This is a genomic window from Pseudogemmobacter bohemicus, assembly GCF_003290025.1.
Classification (GTDB): Bacteria; Pseudomonadota; Alphaproteobacteria; order Rhodobacterales; family Rhodobacteraceae; genus Pseudogemmobacter; species Pseudogemmobacter bohemicus.
On sequence record NZ_QNHG01000002.1, the window covers coordinates 481,973 to 498,129 of the forward strand.

Consider the following 16,157-nt stretch of genomic DNA (forward strand, 5'->3'; position numbering starts at 1 on the left):
GCTTCGATCCGGCGCGAAACGAAGAGTGGGAGAGAGTAAAGATGGCATCGGTCACGATACGGAATGTGAAGAAATCCTATGGCGCGGTGAATGTGGTTCATGGCGTGAATATCGACATTCGCGACGGGGAGTTCATGGTCCTTGTCGGGCCGTCCGGCTGCGGCAAAAGCACTACGATGCGTATGGTGGCCGGGCTGGAGACAATCACCTCGGGAGAGATCCTGATCGGCGACCGGGTGGTGAATGACCTCGCGCCGAAAGACCGCGATATCGCGATGGTTTTCCAGAATTACGCGCTCTATCCCCATATGACGGTCTTCGACAATATGGCCTTCGGGCTGAAAATGGCGAAGGTCGGCAAAGCGGAAATTGACCGCCGCGTGCGCGATGCCGCCGGTATCCTGAACCTTGCCAGCTATCTGGATCGCAAACCCGGCCAGCTTTCGGGCGGACAGCGCCAGCGGGTCGCGCTTGGCCGCGCGCTGGTGCGAAACCCGCAGGTCTTCCTGTTTGACGAGCCACTGTCGAACCTTGACGCCAAGCTGCGCGGCCAGATGCGGGTCGAGATCAAAAAGCTGCAATCGCGGCTGGGCACCACCTCGATCTATGTGACCCATGATCAGGTCGAGGCGATGACGCTTGGTGACCGTGTCGTGGTGATGCGCGATGGTTATGTACAGCAGATCGGCACCCCGCTGGAGCTGTATCACAAGCCGGTCAACCGCTTTGTCGCTGGCTTCCTCGGCTCTCCGTCGATGAATTTCGTCGAGACGGAGCTGGTCGATGAGGCAGGCGAACTGGTGGCAAAGGCCGAGGGCTTCCGCCTCGCTCTGCCAAAGGAAGCCGCAGAGAAGCTGAAGGCGCGCAAGCTGCGCCATGTGGTGATCGGGATCCGCCCCGAGGATCTGCTGGTGATTGGGGAGGGAGCGCCGGGCGAACCCGTCGTCACCGCCCAGGTCGAGGTGGTCGAGCATCTGGGTGCCGATGTGCTGCTGGATGTGAAGGCGGGCGTCTGCCAGCTTGCCGCCACCGTTGAGCCCACTGTTTCGGCCCGGATCGGCGACACCATCCGCTTTGGTGTCAATGCCGGGCAACTGCATTACTTCGATCCGGAAGATGATGTCGCGATCTGAGCCGCCGCCCCCTGTCCGTCTGTAAGAGAGTATTGATATGCCCCGCTTTTCCGCCAATCTCGGCTTTTTGTGGAAAGAGCTTGCACTGCCCGATGCCATCGCAGCCGCCGGGCGGGCCGGTTTTCAGGCGGTAGAGCTGCATTTTCCCTATGAGACCGACGCCGATCTGGTGCGCGATGCCTGTGCACGGGCCGGGGTTGAGCTTCTCGCGGTCAATACCGGGCTCGGGGACATCACCGCGCAGGAGCGCGGCCTTGGTGCCGTCCCTGGCCGCGAGGCCGATTTCCAGACGCAGGCGGATCGCGCGCTTGCCTGGCTGCGCCGGGCCGGAGGGCGGATGCTGCATTGCATGGCGGGAAATGTCACCGCACCGCAGCGGCCAGAGGCCTTCAGCACCTTCCTGCGCAACCTGCGCCACCTTGCTGATCGCGCCGGCGACGTGACGCTGCTGCTTGAGGCACAGAATATCCGCGATGCGCCGCATTACTTCCTCAATTCAGTGGACCGCGCTGCCGAGTTGATCGAGGCGGTCGACCGCCCGAATGTGCGGCTGATGTTCGACATCTATCATGTCGGCGTCCAGGACGGTGACGTGCTGACCAGGTTGCAACGGCTGCTGCCACTGACCGGCCATGTGCAGATCGCCGCTGTGCCGTCGCGCCATGAACCGGATGAAGGCGAGATTGCCTACTGCAACATCTTCCGCTCGCTTGATCAGATGGGTTATGCCGGCTGGATCGGCGCCGAGTATATCCCGCGTCAGGGCACCGATGCGGGCCTTGGCTGGCGCGGGGCGCTGACCGCATAGGCATCGCCTGGCCCGCCAGTCTCGTTGCGACAACGGGATGGCGGGACTATAATACTGTGGTTCGAAAGGTTGGGACGGGAATGGCAGCGCCTCTGGAAAAGCACCGCACCATGCAGGATATCGTCTATGGGGCGATAAAAGAACGCGTCCTGAATGCTGACTATCAGCCTGGACAGCGCCTGATGACGGCCGACCTCGCAAGCGAATTCGGCATGAGCCGGATGCCGGTGCGCGAGGCGTTGCAACGGCTTGAGGCCGCGACCGGCCTCGTGACGCTGATCCCGCATCGCGGCGCGGTCGTCAACGGGATTTCCGTCGGTGATCTGCGGGAGATTTTTGAGCTGCGTGCCGTGCTGGAAGGGCTGGCTGCACAAATGGCCATGCCCAATATGACGCCGGAACTGCTGTCGCAGATGAAGGAAACCAATGCGCAGATCGGGCGCTGCAACATCGAGGATGATGAAGAGATCTTCGTCAGCCTGAACTATGAATTCCATCGCCCGATCTGGGAGTCCTGCAACGCTCCGCGGCTCAATTCGATCCTGCATACATTGTATGAGGCCAGCCGTGGCTACCGGTATAAGAGCATCAAAGTGCCGGGCCGCCTGACAAATGTTGTGCAAGAGCATCAGGAAATTATTGATGCTTTCGAGAGAAACGATGTCGAGGGGATCGAGCGGACGGTTCGCGGCCACTACCGGCACACACTGAACAGTCTGCAAAATGGCCCGGGTAAGCCAACTGATGTGCCCACTCCGTAATTCACCGATGAGAGGTGGCCCGGCTGAGCCAGCAACTGTGTTGATCGTCCGTGCCGAGACTGCCACGGGATGCCTGTTTTGAGGGTAGCGATTGCGACAAGCCTGTGGGCGAACGCGATGGTGACCAGTTTGTGGGGCTTGCCTCATATCCTGAAGCCCTGCGCGACAGGCTTCAGGACAGGATTATGACATGCCGCAGCAAGTGCGGCCTGGAACAGGACATGTCTGAGTGCGCGCCGATCTCCTGCGACTTCTCGCTTGCCTCGCATTGCATCGCTGTCATGGGGGAGGGGAGCAAGACCGGTCAGATGTATTCCTGTTCCGAGGCTCTGCGAACTGAATGCCGCAGCATATCGGGAATGACCCGCGGCTGAAGGTTATGGCTGCCTGCGCAGCCCGCACAATTGCGCAGCAGGCGGTCATAACCGGAGTCCAATGGGAGCAGCGTATGGCGCCGAAATGCCAAGAAAACATTGCTTCTTCCGCCGGGCGGGCTGCTGAAAAGGTATTTCAGGGCTGCGTTTCGGCGAATAAATTCCCGAAATCCGCGAAAATTACCAAGAAGACCTACCTTTTTTGCGGCGAGCGGAAGCGGTATTTCCGCTTTAAAGCGCCACCATCAGCCTTCGTTCGACCTTTTCAGCAGCCTGCCAGGGTAATCCTCCCCGTTTAACGGGGCACAGAAATAGACTTCAGGCAGCCATCTTCAGTTGTCTCGAGCGGGTTTAATTCCGCCGATGCCCATGTTGGGGCCTCATTGTTGTAAGCCCATAGCCAGTCGGTTGCGATCTCCTGCGCCTCCTTGATGGTTTCAAAGATGGAGAGGTCCGGCCATTCATGCCGGAGCGAGCCATTGAAGGCGCCATTGGTTCGAGCCCAATGGCGAGCCCTGTTGTATCGCTCGATGTAGGCGTTCTGCTGCGGCTTGCGGGGCTGGATGTGGTTCAGGGCGATGCCCTGCGTCGACGCCCGGATCATCAACGTGGAGCGGATGTATTCCGGGCCGTCGCCAATGGTTGCCCCCGAACCAGTGGCGCAACCATTGGCAACTCCACCCTGATGGCCAGCGGCTTTCCGCCCACGCGATGTGGAGGAGGATCAGGAAACGGTCCGATGGACCGTTTTCCCGACGAATGTGAAGTCGATCTCGATGCCCAAGGCCCTCGCGGCTGAAGTCGCCCAGCACATTCAAAAGCCGGAACTGGCCAAAGCCGGAACTGGCGGCCATCGGCCAGACGGTCAGCCATGACGTCCATCGACCAGGCCGTGTTCGGCGCCTCTGGGACGCTGAGCTCTTCCGGTTTGTCACGCCTGATCCTTCGCCTGGGTTTGATCCGCAGGTTCAGCTCCAGGTCACAGCAGATCCGATGAACACGCTTGTGGTTCCTGGGCGTCCGTCATGGCCTTGAACCAGTGGCGGCTCATGCCTTCCACCCTGGACGTTGCGCATGTGTGAGGCAAGCATAGCCCAAAGCCCCAGGTCCGGTGCGCCGTTGTCAGACCCTACAAAAGGTCTTCTATGAACTCATTCCCGGCATTGCGCTTCGGGCTGTAGCGAAAGCAGGTCTCGCTCACACCAAAGGCCCGGCAAGCCAGCGCGATGCTGACCCCCTTCGTCGCCAAAGCCTTCCCGGCCTTCGCCAGTGGCCGCGAACCGATGGCGGCTCGCTGGCTCACCCGGAGTTCCCGCCTCCTGCGGCCAGAGTTGCGGGCCTTGCCCGCAAAATCGGCCACGGGTCACAGGTTCAGGACATGATCAGCCCGCCATCGACATTGATGGTCTGGCCGGTGATATAGGCGGCATCCTGAGAGGCCAGAAATGCGACCAGCGCCCCCACTTCGGCGGGGGTTCCGGCGCGGCCCATCGGGATGCCCTCGACCCATTCCGCCATCAGCTCGCCCGGGCCATATTCGCCCAGCATCCTGCCCCAGACGCGGTCGTTATAATCCCACATCTCGGTATGGATGATGCCGGGGCAGATCGCGTTGGCGGTGATGCCTTCCCGCGCCAGTTCCTTTGCGAGGCTCTGTGTCAGCCCGACCACGCCGAATTTCGAGGCGGCATAATGCGGCGTATAGATGAAACCCTGGCGTGCCTGGCCCGATGCTGTGTTGATCAGCCGGCCTTTGGTGCCACTGGCGCGGAAACGCTTCACCGCCTCCTGGCAGCAGAGGAAAACGCCCTTGGTGTTCACATCGAGGTTCAGATCCCATTCGCGCTCGGTCAGGTCTTCGACCTTCGCGATGGTGATCACACCCGCATTCTGGACCGAGACCGACAGCGTGCCGAGCCTGGCTTCCGCCTCGGCATAAGCCTCACGCACCGCCGCCGCATCGGTCACGTCGAGCGTCACACCAAGCGTCTTCGCACCGGTTTCAGCCGCAATCGCCGCCGCGATCTCCGGCGTATCGGCCTCAATCGCGGCTATGGCGACCTGCGCGCCTTCCTCGGCAAAGCGGGTGGCGATGCCGCGCCCGATCCCCTTATTGCCGCCCGTCACGAATACGGTCTGCCCTGCGAAACGTTTCATGGTCTCTCCTCCATAAGTCGTGCAGGGCGCCACCTCTCAGGCGATCAGCCGCCCTGCGGTGAATTTATCCGTGACCAGCACGTCGATCAGCCCAAGCCGCAGCGCGCCGGCAATCGCCTCGGTCTTTTTCGCGCCGCCGGCCAGCGCCATCACGCGATCCGCGCGGCGCAGTTCTTCCAGAGAAATCCCGATGACCCGGTCATTCAGCGGCGTCTCCACCGGGCGGCCCTCGCGGTCATAAAAGCGGAAGGATATCTCGCCCACCGCCCCCGCCTCATCGAGCTGGGCCATTTCCTGCTTTGAGAACACGTTGCCCGAGCGCGCGAGGAACTCGGACGGCTCGACAGCGCCGATCCCGACAATCGCCAGCGACAGCGCGCCAAACAGATCCATCGAGCCGCGCACCACCGGGTCCGACAGCATCACCAGTTTTGCCTCACGCGAAGAGGTGATCCCCTGCACCAGCAGCGGGCGCGGATCACCCCCGGTCAGCCGGGCAAGCCTTGCGATCAGCTGGCTGGCATCGGATTGCACCGAGGCATCACCCATGCCGCCGAGGATCTGCACCACATAGCGCGATTTTCCATTCCGGAACGGATGAACATTCTCAACCATGCGCAGGATGGTCTGGCTCCAGCTGGAGACGCCGATCACCTCGCCCGGTTGCAGCGTCACCTCAAGGAAATGGGCGGCCGCCTCGCCGATCCTGGCCATGATCGCGCCGTCGCGGTCTTCGCTGCAATCGACGACAATCGCCTCGGTCAGCCCGTAACGTTCGCGAAGCCCCTGTTCCAGTTCGGCAAATGTGCCGGCGGGGGGGATGACCGAGATGCGGACGATATCCTCATCCGCCGCGCGTTTCACCATGCGGGACACGGTGGCCTGCGACATGCGCAGGCTCTCGGCGATCTCGGCCTGGCGTTTGCCTTCGATGTGATACATCTGCGCGACCCGTGCGATCAGCCTTAACTCGTTGATCCGTCCCATATGGCCTCCATGGGTGAATATCTATTCACCTGTAGCGGCGGGGGGCGAAACCGTCGAGCGGAAGATTGCGTCGCGCCAGGTGGCGAGGCGCTGGACCGCGTCGGAGGGCGCAGGGGTGATCAGGCGGGTCTGGCGCGGCAGCGCCTCGATGGCGGAAAGATCGGTCCAGATCCCGAGGCTCAGCCCCGCGAGACAGGCCGCGCCAAGCGCCGAGGCCTCGGGCGCGTCGCATTGCGTCAGCGGGCGGTTCAGGATGTCGGCGACGCATTGCATGAGGAAGAGGTTGCCGCTCGGGCCGCCATCGACCGAGATGCTGCCCTGGGGTGTTGCGGCGCCTGCCGCCATGGCGGCAAAGACATCATGGACCTGGCAGGCCAGCGAATCGGTGACCGCCCGCGCCATCTGCGCCCGGCTGGTGCCGAATGTGATGCCGGAAAACAGCGCCCGTGCCTCGCTTTGCCAATGCGGCGCGCCAAGGCCGACAAAGGCCGGCACGAAACCGGGGCCACCGGGCTCCGCCGTTGCGGCAAGGTCGGTCAGGGCCTGAACATCGGCGAGGCCCAGCATCTCCGCCATCCAGGGCAAGGACGCCGCCGAGACGAGGATATTGCCCTCGAACGCATAGGTGGGTCGCCCGTTCACCGCCCAGGCGATGGTGGTGGTGATGCCGGCGGGCGGCGGGCTGTGATGCGCAAGTGTCGCCATAACCGAGGAACCGGTGCCGAAGGTCACCTTGCCATCGCCGGGCCGGAAGGCGCGGTGGCTGAAGAGCGCGGCATGGCTGTCACCAATCGCCGCGCCGATGGGAGTGCCGTCTTTGATCCCCGCGACACCTTTCGTCACGCTAAAGCGCGAGGCGCTGTCCTGCACCTCTGGCAGCGCCTCTTTCGGCACGCCGAACAGCGCGCAAAGCTCATCGCTCCAGCGCATTTCCTTCAGGTCGAAAAGCTGGCTGCGGGCGGCGTTGGAGGCGTCGCAGGCATGGGTTGCACCATTGGTCAGGCAATGGATCAGCCAGGCGTCAACGGTACCAAGACGGAAGGCCTTTCCCGAAGGCACGCGGTCCACCAGCCAGCGCAGCTTTGGCCCCGGAAACATCGGGTCGAGCGGCAGGCCGGTCAGTTCCCGCACCCGATCGGCATGGCCTTCGGTGATCAGTCGGGTGCAATCGGGGTCAGTGCGGCGACATTGCCACGAGATCACCGGCCCGAGCGGCGCGCCGCTTGCCGCATCCCAGACCGTCACCGATTCGCGCTGGTTCGAGATCGCGATTCCCGCGACCTCATGGCCGGGCGCAGTGGCGAGACAGGCGGCAATCGCCTCCTCAACCGAGGCCCAGATCCGCAGCGGATCCTGCTCGACCCAGCCGGGCTGCGGGTGCGAGATCCCGACCGGGGCAGAGCCGCGCGCGAGTACCTCGCCGGTTTCCGAGACGAGGATCGCCTTGGAATTGGTGGTGCCCTGGTCGATGGCGAGAATGGCGCGGGTCATATCCGGTCCTGGTGGTCAGCGGGTCTTGCGGGCGATCAGGGCGCGGGCAGCCTCGGCTACGCCGGCAGGCGACATGCCGAAATCGTCCAGCAGCGCCTCGGCCGAGGCGGTATGGGCGAAGACGCCCGGCACGCCGAGGATCTTCATCGGCACCGGCGCCGCGTCAACCACCACTTCGGCGATGGCCGAGCCAAGCCCGCCATAGGTCGAATGCTCTTCGGCGGTCAGGATAGCGCCAGTCTCGGTCGCGGCGGCGATCACCGCCTCGCGGTCGATGGGGCGCACGGTTGCCATGTTCAGCACCCGGGCCTGAATGCCCTCCGCCGCCAGCAGATCCGCGGCTTTCATCAGGCGATGCGTTACGGTGCCATTGGCGATCAGGGTCACGTCGCCGCCCTCACGCAAGAGGTTGGCGCGGCCCGGCACGAAGACATGGCCCGGGGCCAGCAGATCCGGCACGCCGACCCGCGACAGCCGCAGGAAGACCGGGCCGGGATAAGTCGCCGCCCATTCCACCGCCGCCGCCGTCTCAATCGAATCACAGGGCGCGATCACCGGCAGGTTCGGCAGCACCCGGGTCCAGGCGAAATCCTCGATCGAGTGATGCGTCGGCCCAAGCTCGCCATAGGCCATGCCGGAAGAAATCCCGATCAGCTTCACATTGGCGTTTGAGTAGGAAATGTCGGCCTTGATCTGTTCCAGCGAGCGCCCGGTCAGGAAGCACGCCGCCGCACAGACGAATGGCAGCATGCCGCCATTCGCCAGACCCGCACCGACGCCGACCATATTCTGCTCGGCAATGCCGACATTGATCAGGCGTTCGGGGAATTTCTTCTTGAACCCGTTCAGCTTTGACGAGCCGACCGAGTCGTTGCAAACCGCCACCACGCGGTCATTTTCTGCGCCGAGGCGTTCCAGCACTGCCACAAACGCATCGCGGCAGTCATGCAGTTTCACAGGGGCTACCGCGTTCATCACACTTCCTCCGCCAGCTCTGCGAGCGCGATTTTATATTGTTCGGCATTGGGCACTTTATGGTGCCAGTCGACCGTATCCTGCATGAAGGAAATGCCCTGGCCCTTGTTCGTATGGGCAATGACGCAATGCGGGCGCGGCCCGCGATGTTCCAGTGCCGGCACGATTTCCGCCATGCTATGGCCGTCGATCTCGGTCACCTCCCAGCCAAACGCCTCCAGCTTGGGGCGGAAGGGCGCGAGATTGTTGGTCTCGGACAGCGAGGCGCCCTGTTGAAAGCGGTTATGGTCGATGATCAGCGTCAGATTGCTCAGCCCGAATTGCGCGGCGGAGGCGATGGCCTCCCAGTTGGAGCCCTCCTGCATCTCGCCATCGCCGGTCATCACATAGGTATGGTAACCGGCCCCGGTCAGCTGTGCGGCCTTCGCGATGCCGACCGCGACCGGCAGACCATGGCCGAGCGGGCCGGTGCAGGTCTCAACACCCGGTACTTTATTGCTGTTTGGATGGCCGTTCAGGCGGGAATTCGGCTTCAGGAAGGTCGAAATCTCCTCCCAGGGCAGGAAACCGCGCTTCGCCAAAGTCACATAAAGCGCCAGAGCGACATGCCCCTTGGACAGGATGAAGCGGTCCCGCGACGCATCGCGCGGAAAGTCCGGGTTGACCTTCAGCACGCGGAAATAAAGCGCGGTCAGCATGTCGATGGCGGACATTTCGCCGCCGATATGACCGGCGCCGGCCTCTACCACCGCCTGGAGGTCGCGCAGGCGGATCTGCCGGGCGATATGCTCGAGATCATTTGGCTGCATGATTTCCTCTCGGTGCATAATTATACAGTACGATATATAATTGCAGCCCTTTGCCACAAGTCAAGCGGGAAACTGCGCCATCACAAAGATCGGTGGCGCCGCAAGAGTCGAAATCCGTGGTTGACAGCAGGGGGCGCCTCTTGTTACGCATTATATGCCGAGAGTGCATAATTATGCGATCTGGCAAAAAGATACGGTCTGGTGCGAGGGGAGGAACCATGCTGGCACAGAAAGGTGAGGCGCAGGGCTTTGACTGGCGCCGGCTGGCAGGGTCGATGCGCGGCGCGACAGGGCCGCTGATCGGGCTTATCCTGCTCTGCCTCTATCTGTCCTTCGCCACCGACAAATTCCTGTCAGTGCGCAATTTTCTGAACATTCTCGACCAGATCACCGTGCTGGGGATCATGGCGGTCGGCATGACCTGGGTTATTCTGATCGGCGGCATCGACCTTGCGGTCGGTTCGGTCATGGCGCTGGCGATGATGGTGCTGGGCTGGCTGAACGTCACCATGGGCGTGCCGATGGGTATCGCGATCCCGCTGGCGCTGGCTTCGGCGGCGGTGAACGGCCTGATTGCCGGGGTGCTGATCACCCGCTTCAACGTGCCGGCCTTTATCGCGACGCTGGCGATGATGTCGATCACGCGCGGCCTTGCGAATATGATCACCGATGGCCAGCAGATCATCGGTTTCCCGGCCTGGTTCAACACGATGGCGATTGTGCGCTATGGCGGCTACCTGACGCTGACGGTTGCGCTGATGCTGGCGGTCTTCGCGATTGCCCTGATCTATCAGCGCTATCGCCATGGAGGTCGCGTGCTTTACGCCATCGGCGGCAACCCCGAGGTTGCGCGGCTCGCCGGCATCAATGTGCGCCGCGCGACGGTGCTGGTCTATGTCGTCTGCAGCTTCCTCGCCGGGCTTTCGGGCATGGTGCTGGCGGCGCGGCTCGACTCGGTGCAGCCCTCATCCGGGATGTCTTATGAACTCGACGCCATCGCGGCGGTGGTGATCGGCGGCACGTCTTTGTCGGGCGGCACCGGCGGCGTCGGCGGCACCATTATCGGCGTGCTGATCATCGGGGTGCTGAGAAACGGCCTCAATCTGCTCAGCGTTTCGCCCTTCATGCAGCAGGTGATTATCGGCGCGGTGATCGTCCTCGCCGTGATGGCCGAGACCTGGAAGAAGCGCAGCCGCTAAGAAATACGCTCCGCACGGGAGAGGCGGGGCGGAGACGGGAGAGTGGCGCCCGGAAATCTGGTGGCCACTTCAACAACACGGAGGAGAGAGACATGACACTCAAAGGTATTTTGCTGGCGGCGACGGCTGCGATGGCACTGACCCTGCCGGGAATGGCCTCGGCCGAAGGCAAGGAAGTGAAGAAGATCGGCCTCGCGGTGCCGAACCTGCAGGCGGATTTCTTCAACCAGATCAAACTGGGCGTTGAGAAATACGCGAAGGAAAAGGGCATCGAGGTCGTCGTGGTTGACGCCAAGAACGACACCGCGACGCAGGTGAGCCAGGTCCAGGACCTGATGACCCAGGAAATTGACGCCTTCATCTATATCCCGGCCGGTGCGGCCGCTGCCGCCGTGCCGACCCGCCTCGCGCGCGAAGCCGGCATCCCGGTGATCAACGTCGACCGCGTGCCGGATGGCGCTCCGGGCGACACTTTCATCGCCGGCGAGAGCGTTGAATCGGCCTATGAGGTCTGCAAGTATATCATCGAGAAAGCCGGCGGCTCGGGAAAGATGGCAATCATCCACGGCCAGAAAGGCACCACGCCGGAAGTTGACCGTTTCGCCGGCTGTGAGCGCGCGATCAAGGAAAACGCGGGCGTCGAGCTCGTCGATCAGCAATGGTCGAATATGTGGTCGGCGGATGAGGGCTTCTCGATCGCGCAGAACATGCTTCAGGCGAACCCCGATATCACCATCATCTTCGGTCAGGCTGACGGCCTCGCGATGGGTGCGGCCAAGGCGGTCGATGTGGCGAACCTTTCCGACAAGGTGATCATCGGCGGCTATGACGGCGACGTCTCGGCGCTGGAATATCTGGCGAAATGCGAAGGCCCGTTCATCGCGACCGCAACCCAGTCGACGCAGGCCATGGGTGTGCTGGCGGTGGAATCGGCGCTGAAGGTGGCGGCTGGTGAATCTGTGCCGGAGCGTCAGACCCCGAACGCGGTGCTGACCACCTGCGACAACGCGCCGGAATTCGTCAAAAACCACCCGTAAGCAAAGGGCACGCGCCATGACCTCTCTCCTGTCGCTGAATGGGATTGCGAAATCCTATGGCCCGATCAGGGTGCTGCACGGGATCGACCTCGATATCCGTCCGGGTGAGGTCGTGGCGCTGCTTGGCGAAAACGGTGCCGGGAAATCGACTTTGTCGAATATCATTTCCGGCACCGTGCAGCCTGGCGCGGGGTCTATGACCTTCCAGGGCAGGGCCTATGCGCCGGCCAGCCCGCGCGAGGCGATGGATGCCGGCGTCGGCATGATCCATCAGGAGCTGAAACTGCTGCCGGCGCTGTCGGTGGCCGAGAATATCTTCGTCGGGCGCTATCCGATGAAGGCGGGCCGTCTGGACCGTCGTGAGATGGAAGCGCGGGCGCAGGCGGGGCTGGAACGGCTTGGTCTGGACATCGCGCCGGACCGGGTGGTCGAGGGGCTGTCAACCGGTCGCCAGCAGCTGATCGAGATCGCCAAGGCGCTGACGCTGAACGCGCGACTTCTGATCCTTGATGAGCCGACCGCCGCACTTGGCGGCGAGGAGACGCAGCTTCTGTTCCGCCAGATCGAACGGCTGAAGGCCGATGGCGTCGGCATCATCTATATCTCGCACCGGCTGGACGAAATCCGCCAGATCGCTGACCGCATCGTCGTGATGCGCGATGGCGCCAAGGTGCAGGAGTTCGATCGCGGCGATGTGCCGGTTCGGCAGATCGTCGAGGCGATGGTTGGCCGCTCGCTGGAGCGGATGTTCCCGACCGTGCCGGAACCTTTGCCGGGCGTGGTGCTGGAGGTGAAGGCGCTGACCGGCGCTCCCGGCACCTTTCAGGATGTCAGTTTCCAGGTGCAGCGCGGCGAGGTTTTCGGGATTGCCGGGCTGATGGGCGCGGGCCGCACAGAATTGGTGCGCGCGATCACCGGGGCAGACCCGGTGCGCTCGGGCGAGATCAGACTGAACGGCGATGTGCTGCGGCTCCGTGACCCCTCGGATGCGATCCGCAAAGGGGTCGTGCTGGTGCCGGAGGATCGCAAGCTCCAGGGCGTGGTGCTGGATCACTCGATTGCCGAAAACATCGCTTACCCGAGTCTGAAACAGGTGGCTCAGGGCGGCTGGCTGTCGTCGCGCCGGGTGACGGAATTCGCCGAAGGGCTGATCGGGCGGTTCGGCGTCAAGGGGCGCGCCGGGCAAAACGCGGGCGAACTTTCCGGCGGCAACCAGCAAAAGGTCGTGCTGGCGAAATGGCTGGCGAAAGACCCCGGCGTTGTGGTGCTTGATGAGCCGACGCGCGGGATTGATGTCGGCGCGCGCTCGTCAATCTATGAGCTGATCATGGAGCTGGCGCGCAAGGGCGTCGCGGTGATCGTGGTCAGCTCGGACCTCGAAGAGGTGCTGGGTGTCTCGCACCGGATCATGGTCATGGCCCAGGGTCGCCAGGCCGGGATCCTCAGCCGCGATCAGGCCAATGACGTGGCGATTATGGAACTCGCGACCAGCTGAGGTTGGCGAAGAACAGGAAGAATTGATGTCTCAGATCACCCTTGACGCCCCGAAACTCTTCGATCTTTCCGGACAGGTGGCATTTGTCACCGGCGCAGGGAGTGGCATCGGGCAGCGCATCGCCATGGGTCTGGCGCAATGCGGGGCGGATGTGGCGCTTCTCGACCGGCGCGAGGATGACGGGCTGGCGGTGACCGCTGATTTCATCGCCCGCGCCGGGCGGAGCAGCATTTCCATCGCCGCAGATGTGACCAGCGGTGCCGCGCTGCATGATGCAGTGGCGCGCACGGTGAAAGACCTGGGCGGGCTGTCGCTGGCCGTGAACGCCGCCGGTATCGCCACCGCCAACCCCGCCGAGGAAATGGCCGAAAGCCAGTTCCAGACCATGATGGATATCAACCTCAAGGGCGTGTTCCTGTCATGCCAGGCTGAGGCAAAAGTGATGCTCGCCCAAGGGCGCGGCGCCATCGTCAACATCGCCTCGATGTCGGGGGTGATCGTCAATCGCGGCCTCAGCCAGTGCCATTACAACGCCTCGAAAGCCGGCGTTATCCATATGTCGAAATCGATGGCGATGGAGTGGGTGACGCGCGGCGTTCGCGTCAACACGATCTCGCCCGGCTATACCGCGACGCCGATGAACACCCGGCCCGAGATGGTGCATCAGACCAGGCTGTTCGAGGATGGCACGCCGATGGGCCGCATGGCCTCGGTCGATGAGATGGTCGGGCCGGCGGTGTTCCTGCTGTCGGGTGCCGCGAGCTATGTGACAGGCGTTGATCTGCTGGTCGATGGCGGCTTTTGCTGCTGGTGAGGGGCGGCGTGGAGCCCCACGGGGACCGGAGGTGAGCCCCGGCGGGTGGACCGGATCCAGCGAAACAGGGCCGGAGATCGGGTCCGAGGGGCCATAGGGCTTTGGCGGCGTGGGTCGGTCCTGCGATTATGTGCCCCTGCCGAGATCCGGAAAGGTTCAGGCGGCCATGCTGGCTTAACATTTTCTGGCTGATCGGAGCTCCGATGCTGTGGCTGTGGATGCCTTCATCCCGTCGCGCTGGAAACACTTCTGTGCTTGCCCGGTATCATCGGGCTTGCCCCCAATCCGGTCTGCGGCGCAGTGAAATATCTTGACGGTCGACCCGGGGATCTCGCCGAGGACGAAATCGAGGCTTGTATCGGCCATGGTGGAGATGAGGGCGTCAAAGATGTCGGAAACCGCAGCCTGGATAGCCTGGTCTTCGGTAAGCGAAGCATCAAGCGTCTCTTGATAAACCTTCTCACGTTGCCGGTCGTCCCGAAAGGCGAAATGGCGCCGGTCTGAGAAGCCGGCGCCATAGAATCATGCTGCCCGATTACGTGACTTCTCAACGAGCTTTAGGGCCTTGCTCTCCCAGGGCCCGAGATCTGCCGGAAGGATCAATCCATGGCGCCCTTCATGTCCGTGCAACGGCAGCAGAAGATGCATAATTGAGAGGCGTGGCTTCTGAGCAAGACGATCAAATAGCCAGGTAAGATAGATTCTTGGATTTATACCGTTCAGCGGCTCTGTTGCATAAATCTGACGAGGGTTTCATGTTGTGAATCCAGCGTGACAGCTGGTCGGCATGATCCGACCCACACCCGCCTACAAGACCAGGAACCGGCCCGCATATAACACAGCGCTGAAGCGTCGCGGCTCGCTGACGATTTGGTACGCCCCCGCCATGACCTGGGAGGCTGCACCGACGGGGAAGCGTGGACGGCAGGCGGACTACAGCGATACCGCCATCCCAGACCTGCCTGACGATGAAGGTGCTGTCCGGCATGGCGCTGCGGCAAACGACAGGGTTCGTCGAGAGCCTTTTGCGTCTGATCGGCCTTGACTGGGCGGTGCCGAACTTCAGCACGCTGTCGCGGCGCCAGAAGACCCTGAAGGTCAACATCCCGTATCGCGGATCGCAAGGGCCGCTGCACCTGCTGATCGACAGCACCGGAATCAAGGTCGAAGGCGAATGGAACGGCCCACAAGCACGGCGGCCCGAAACGGCGCGTCTGGCGTAAGATCCACATCGGAATTGACGAGAAAACAGTGGAGATCCGGGCGGCCGGGTTCACCACAGGCGACGTCGGTGACGCACCCATGCTGCCCGAACTGCCCGACCAGATCCCGCCCGATCAGGAGATCGGCAGCGTCACCGCCGACGGTGCCTTCGACACCCGAAAATGCCATGGTGCCATCGCCGCCCGAGGTGCCACCGCGATCATCCCTCCCCGAAAGAACGCCAGGCCCCGGAGGCCCGACACCTCCGGCTCGATCGCCCGCAACGAGGCCCTGCGCGCATCACGGCGCTTCGGCAGGACCATCTGGCGACGATGGAGCGGCTATCACCGCCGGAGCCGCGCAGAAACGAAGATGAACTGTGTGAAACTGCTGGGTCAGCGCCTCATGGCGCGGGATTTCGACCGTCAGGTGGCCGAGTTCCAGGTCCGTGTCGCCGTCCGGAACGGCTTCACGGCGCCCGGCATACCTCTCACTGAAGTCGTGGGCTAAGTCTGTCCCGGGAAAGAGAAAGTCCGGTCAGCAGGTGATTTGTGCAACAGAGTTCCGCATAGGCCTTTCGGGTATTGGCCGCACTCGCCGCCTCGGCATAGGTCCGCGTCCGCTCAGCGAGATCCCGCAGGGCAGGCGGCTGATGACCCGTGGCCGCAGGGGAGGGGGGCTGCGGCGTCCTGACCGGGAGCCTTATCTGTCATGGGGTGCTCCTCCGGGTGGATGCGCGGATATGGGCAGGCTGTTCAGCGATGCGGACAGGGCAATCGCAGCGATCCGGTCAGAGCCATGCCCCGGACAGCTTTGCCGGGATGCTCCGATTGTGCTCCGGGCTGGTTTCGCGGTTTCTGTGCGCATATCTCTGTAAAATCTCATAATACCGATAATGCGGCTATGCGGAGATC

General features: G+C 62.9%; 15 protein-coding genes and 2 pseudogenes. 10 read left to right on the plus strand and 7 right to left on the minus strand.

Annotation, left to right across the window (positions count from 1 at the left end; all coding sequences use genetic code 11):
• Nucleotides 1–41: 41 nt before the first annotated feature.
• The 3 genes from DRF71_RS10405 to DRF71_RS10415 all read left to right on the plus strand — a co-directional run bounded on the left by DRF71_RS10405 (nucleotide 42) and on the right by DRF71_RS10415 (nucleotide 2,702).
• Complete coding sequence (locus tag DRF71_RS10405) at nucleotides 42–1,133, plus strand: ABC transporter ATP-binding protein (protein WP_112310487.1); 1,092 nt, start codon at nucleotides 42–44, stop codon at nucleotides 1,131–1,133.
• 37 nt (nucleotides 1,134–1,170) lie between these two features.
• Nucleotides 1,171–1,941, plus strand: coding sequence for a hydroxypyruvate isomerase family protein (locus tag DRF71_RS10410; protein ID WP_112310488.1), 771 nt, complete (start codon nucleotides 1,171–1,173; stop codon nucleotides 1,939–1,941).
• A gap of 80 nt (nucleotides 1,942–2,021) precedes the next feature.
• Entirely contained in the window at nucleotides 2,022–2,702 is a 681-nt protein-coding gene (locus tag DRF71_RS10415) for a GntR family transcriptional regulator (RefSeq protein ID WP_112310489.1), read from the plus strand.
• Between the two features lie 143 nt (nucleotides 2,703–2,845).
• On the opposite strand, the gene DRF71_RS29420 is transcribed toward DRF71_RS10415, so the two are convergent.
• Nucleotides 2,846–3,016: a transposase gene (locus DRF71_RS29420; protein WP_408634537.1), complete on the minus strand. Its 171-nt coding sequence runs from the start codon at nucleotides 3,014–3,016 to the stop codon at nucleotides 2,846–2,848.
• A gap of 26 nt (nucleotides 3,017–3,042) precedes the next feature.
• Here DRF71_RS29420 and DRF71_RS10425 point away from each other — a divergent pair, with 26 nt between their 5' ends.
• Nucleotides 3,043–3,375: a hypothetical protein gene (locus tag DRF71_RS10425; RefSeq protein WP_112310491.1), complete on the plus strand. Its 333-nt coding sequence runs from the start codon at nucleotides 3,043–3,045 to the stop codon at nucleotides 3,373–3,375.
• A 19-nt stretch (nucleotides 3,376–3,394) separates the two neighbouring features.
• Here the strand turns inward: DRF71_RS10425 and DRF71_RS29425 are convergent.
• From DRF71_RS29425 to DRF71_RS10460, 6 genes and pseudogenes are all read right to left on the minus strand, one after another.
• Nucleotides 3,395–4,370, minus strand: a pseudogene (locus tag DRF71_RS29425) (integrase core domain-containing protein); the annotation flags it as partial.
• Nucleotides 4,371–4,447: 77 nt separating this feature from the next.
• Nucleotides 4,448–5,233 carry an SDR family oxidoreductase gene (locus DRF71_RS10440; protein WP_112310492.1) on the minus strand — a complete coding sequence of 262 codons (786 nt, stop codon included), beginning with the start codon at nucleotides 5,231–5,233 and terminating at the stop codon, nucleotides 4,448–4,450.
• Nucleotides 5,234–5,269: 36 nt separating this feature from the next.
• Complete coding sequence (locus DRF71_RS10445; protein ID WP_112310493.1) at nucleotides 5,270–6,220, minus strand: sugar-binding transcriptional regulator; 951 nt, start codon at nucleotides 6,218–6,220, stop codon at nucleotides 5,270–5,272.
• Nucleotides 6,221–6,241: 21 nt separating this feature from the next.
• Entirely contained in the window at nucleotides 6,242–7,711 is a 1,470-nt protein-coding gene (locus DRF71_RS10450) for an FGGY family carbohydrate kinase (RefSeq protein ID WP_112310494.1), read from the minus strand.
• A gap of 15 nt (nucleotides 7,712–7,726) precedes the next feature.
• Complete coding sequence (locus DRF71_RS10455) at nucleotides 7,727–8,686, minus strand: transketolase family protein (RefSeq protein ID WP_112310495.1); 960 nt, start codon at nucleotides 8,684–8,686, stop codon at nucleotides 7,727–7,729.
• The gene (locus DRF71_RS10460; RefSeq protein ID WP_112310496.1) at nucleotides 8,686–9,495 is read right to left on the minus strand and encodes a transketolase; all 810 of its coding nucleotides are present in this window, start codon (nucleotides 9,493–9,495) and stop codon (nucleotides 8,686–8,688) included. The genes DRF71_RS10455 and DRF71_RS10460 overlap by 1 nt, the downstream gene beginning before the upstream one ends.
• A 218-nt stretch (nucleotides 9,496–9,713) precedes the next feature.
• Here DRF71_RS10460 and DRF71_RS10465 point away from each other — a divergent pair, with 218 nt between their 5' ends.
• The 6 genes and pseudogenes from DRF71_RS10465 to DRF71_RS10490 all read left to right on the plus strand — a co-directional run bounded on the left by DRF71_RS10465 (nucleotide 9,714) and on the right by DRF71_RS10490 (nucleotide 15,753).
• Complete coding sequence (locus tag DRF71_RS10465; RefSeq protein WP_112310497.1) at nucleotides 9,714–10,694, plus strand: ABC transporter permease; 981 nt, start codon at nucleotides 9,714–9,716, stop codon at nucleotides 10,692–10,694.
• A 92-nt stretch (nucleotides 10,695–10,786) separates the two neighbouring features.
• Nucleotides 10,787–11,731 (plus strand): substrate-binding domain-containing protein, encoded by a 945-nt coding sequence (locus DRF71_RS10470; RefSeq protein ID WP_112310498.1) that lies wholly within the window; start codon nucleotides 10,787–10,789, stop codon nucleotides 11,729–11,731.
• A gap of 16 nt (nucleotides 11,732–11,747) precedes the next feature.
• Entirely contained in the window at nucleotides 11,748–13,226 is a 1,479-nt protein-coding gene (locus tag DRF71_RS10475; RefSeq protein WP_112310499.1) for a sugar ABC transporter ATP-binding protein, read from the plus strand.
• A 25-nt stretch (nucleotides 13,227–13,251) separates the two neighbouring features.
• Nucleotides 13,252–14,040 carry an SDR family oxidoreductase gene (locus tag DRF71_RS10480; protein ID WP_112310500.1) on the plus strand — a complete coding sequence of 263 codons (789 nt, stop codon included), beginning with the start codon at nucleotides 13,252–13,254 and terminating at the stop codon, nucleotides 14,038–14,040.
• A 255-nt stretch (nucleotides 14,041–14,295) separates the two neighbouring features.
• Nucleotides 14,296–14,544, plus strand: coding sequence for a hypothetical protein (locus DRF71_RS10485; protein WP_112310501.1), 249 nt, complete (start codon nucleotides 14,296–14,298; stop codon nucleotides 14,542–14,544).
• 283 nt (nucleotides 14,545–14,827) lie between these two features.
• Nucleotides 14,828–15,753 (plus strand): annotated as a pseudogene (locus DRF71_RS10490) (IS5 family transposase).
• Nucleotides 15,754–16,157: the final 404 nt, after the last annotated feature.

What these genes read in the sequence shown, in the direction of transcription:
- DRF71_RS10405 (WP_112310487.1), top strand. Translation starts at nt 42, where the DNA reads ATGGCATCGGTCACGATACGGAATGTGAAGAAATCCTATGGCGCGGTG.
- DRF71_RS10410 (WP_112310488.1), top strand. Translation starts at nt 1,171, where the DNA reads ATGCCCCGCTTTTCCGCCAATCTCGGCTTTTTGTGGAAAGAGCTTGCA.
- DRF71_RS10415 (WP_112310489.1), top strand. Translation starts at nt 2,022, where the DNA reads ATGGCAGCGCCTCTGGAAAAGCACCGCACCATGCAGGATATCGTCTAT.
- DRF71_RS10425 (WP_112310491.1), top strand. Translation starts at nt 3,043, where the DNA reads ATGCCGCAGCATATCGGGAATGACCCGCGGCTGAAGGTTATGGCTGCC.
- DRF71_RS10440 (WP_112310492.1), bottom strand. Translation starts at nt 5,233, where the DNA reads ATGAAACGTTTCGCAGGGCAGACCGTATTCGTGACGGGCGGCAATAAG.
- DRF71_RS10445 (WP_112310493.1), bottom strand. Translation starts at nt 6,220, where the DNA reads ATGGGACGGATCAACGAGTTAAGGCTGATCGCACGGGTCGCGCAGATG.
- DRF71_RS10450 (WP_112310494.1), bottom strand. Translation starts at nt 7,711, where the DNA reads ATGACCCGCGCCATTCTCGCCATCGACCAGGGCACCACCAATTCCAAG.
- DRF71_RS10455 (WP_112310495.1), bottom strand. Translation starts at nt 8,686, where the DNA reads ATGAACGCGGTAGCCCCTGTGAAACTGCATGACTGCCGCGATGCGTTT.
- DRF71_RS10460 (WP_112310496.1), bottom strand. Translation starts at nt 9,495, where the DNA reads ATGCAGCCAAATGATCTCGAGCATATCGCCCGGCAGATCCGCCTGCGC.
- DRF71_RS10465 (WP_112310497.1), top strand. Translation starts at nt 9,714, where the DNA reads ATGCTGGCACAGAAAGGTGAGGCGCAGGGCTTTGACTGGCGCCGGCTG.
- DRF71_RS10470 (WP_112310498.1), top strand. Translation starts at nt 10,787, where the DNA reads ATGACACTCAAAGGTATTTTGCTGGCGGCGACGGCTGCGATGGCACTG.
- DRF71_RS10475 (WP_112310499.1), top strand. Translation starts at nt 11,748, where the DNA reads ATGACCTCTCTCCTGTCGCTGAATGGGATTGCGAAATCCTATGGCCCG.
- DRF71_RS10480 (WP_112310500.1), top strand. Translation starts at nt 13,252, where the DNA reads ATGTCTCAGATCACCCTTGACGCCCCGAAACTCTTCGATCTTTCCGGA.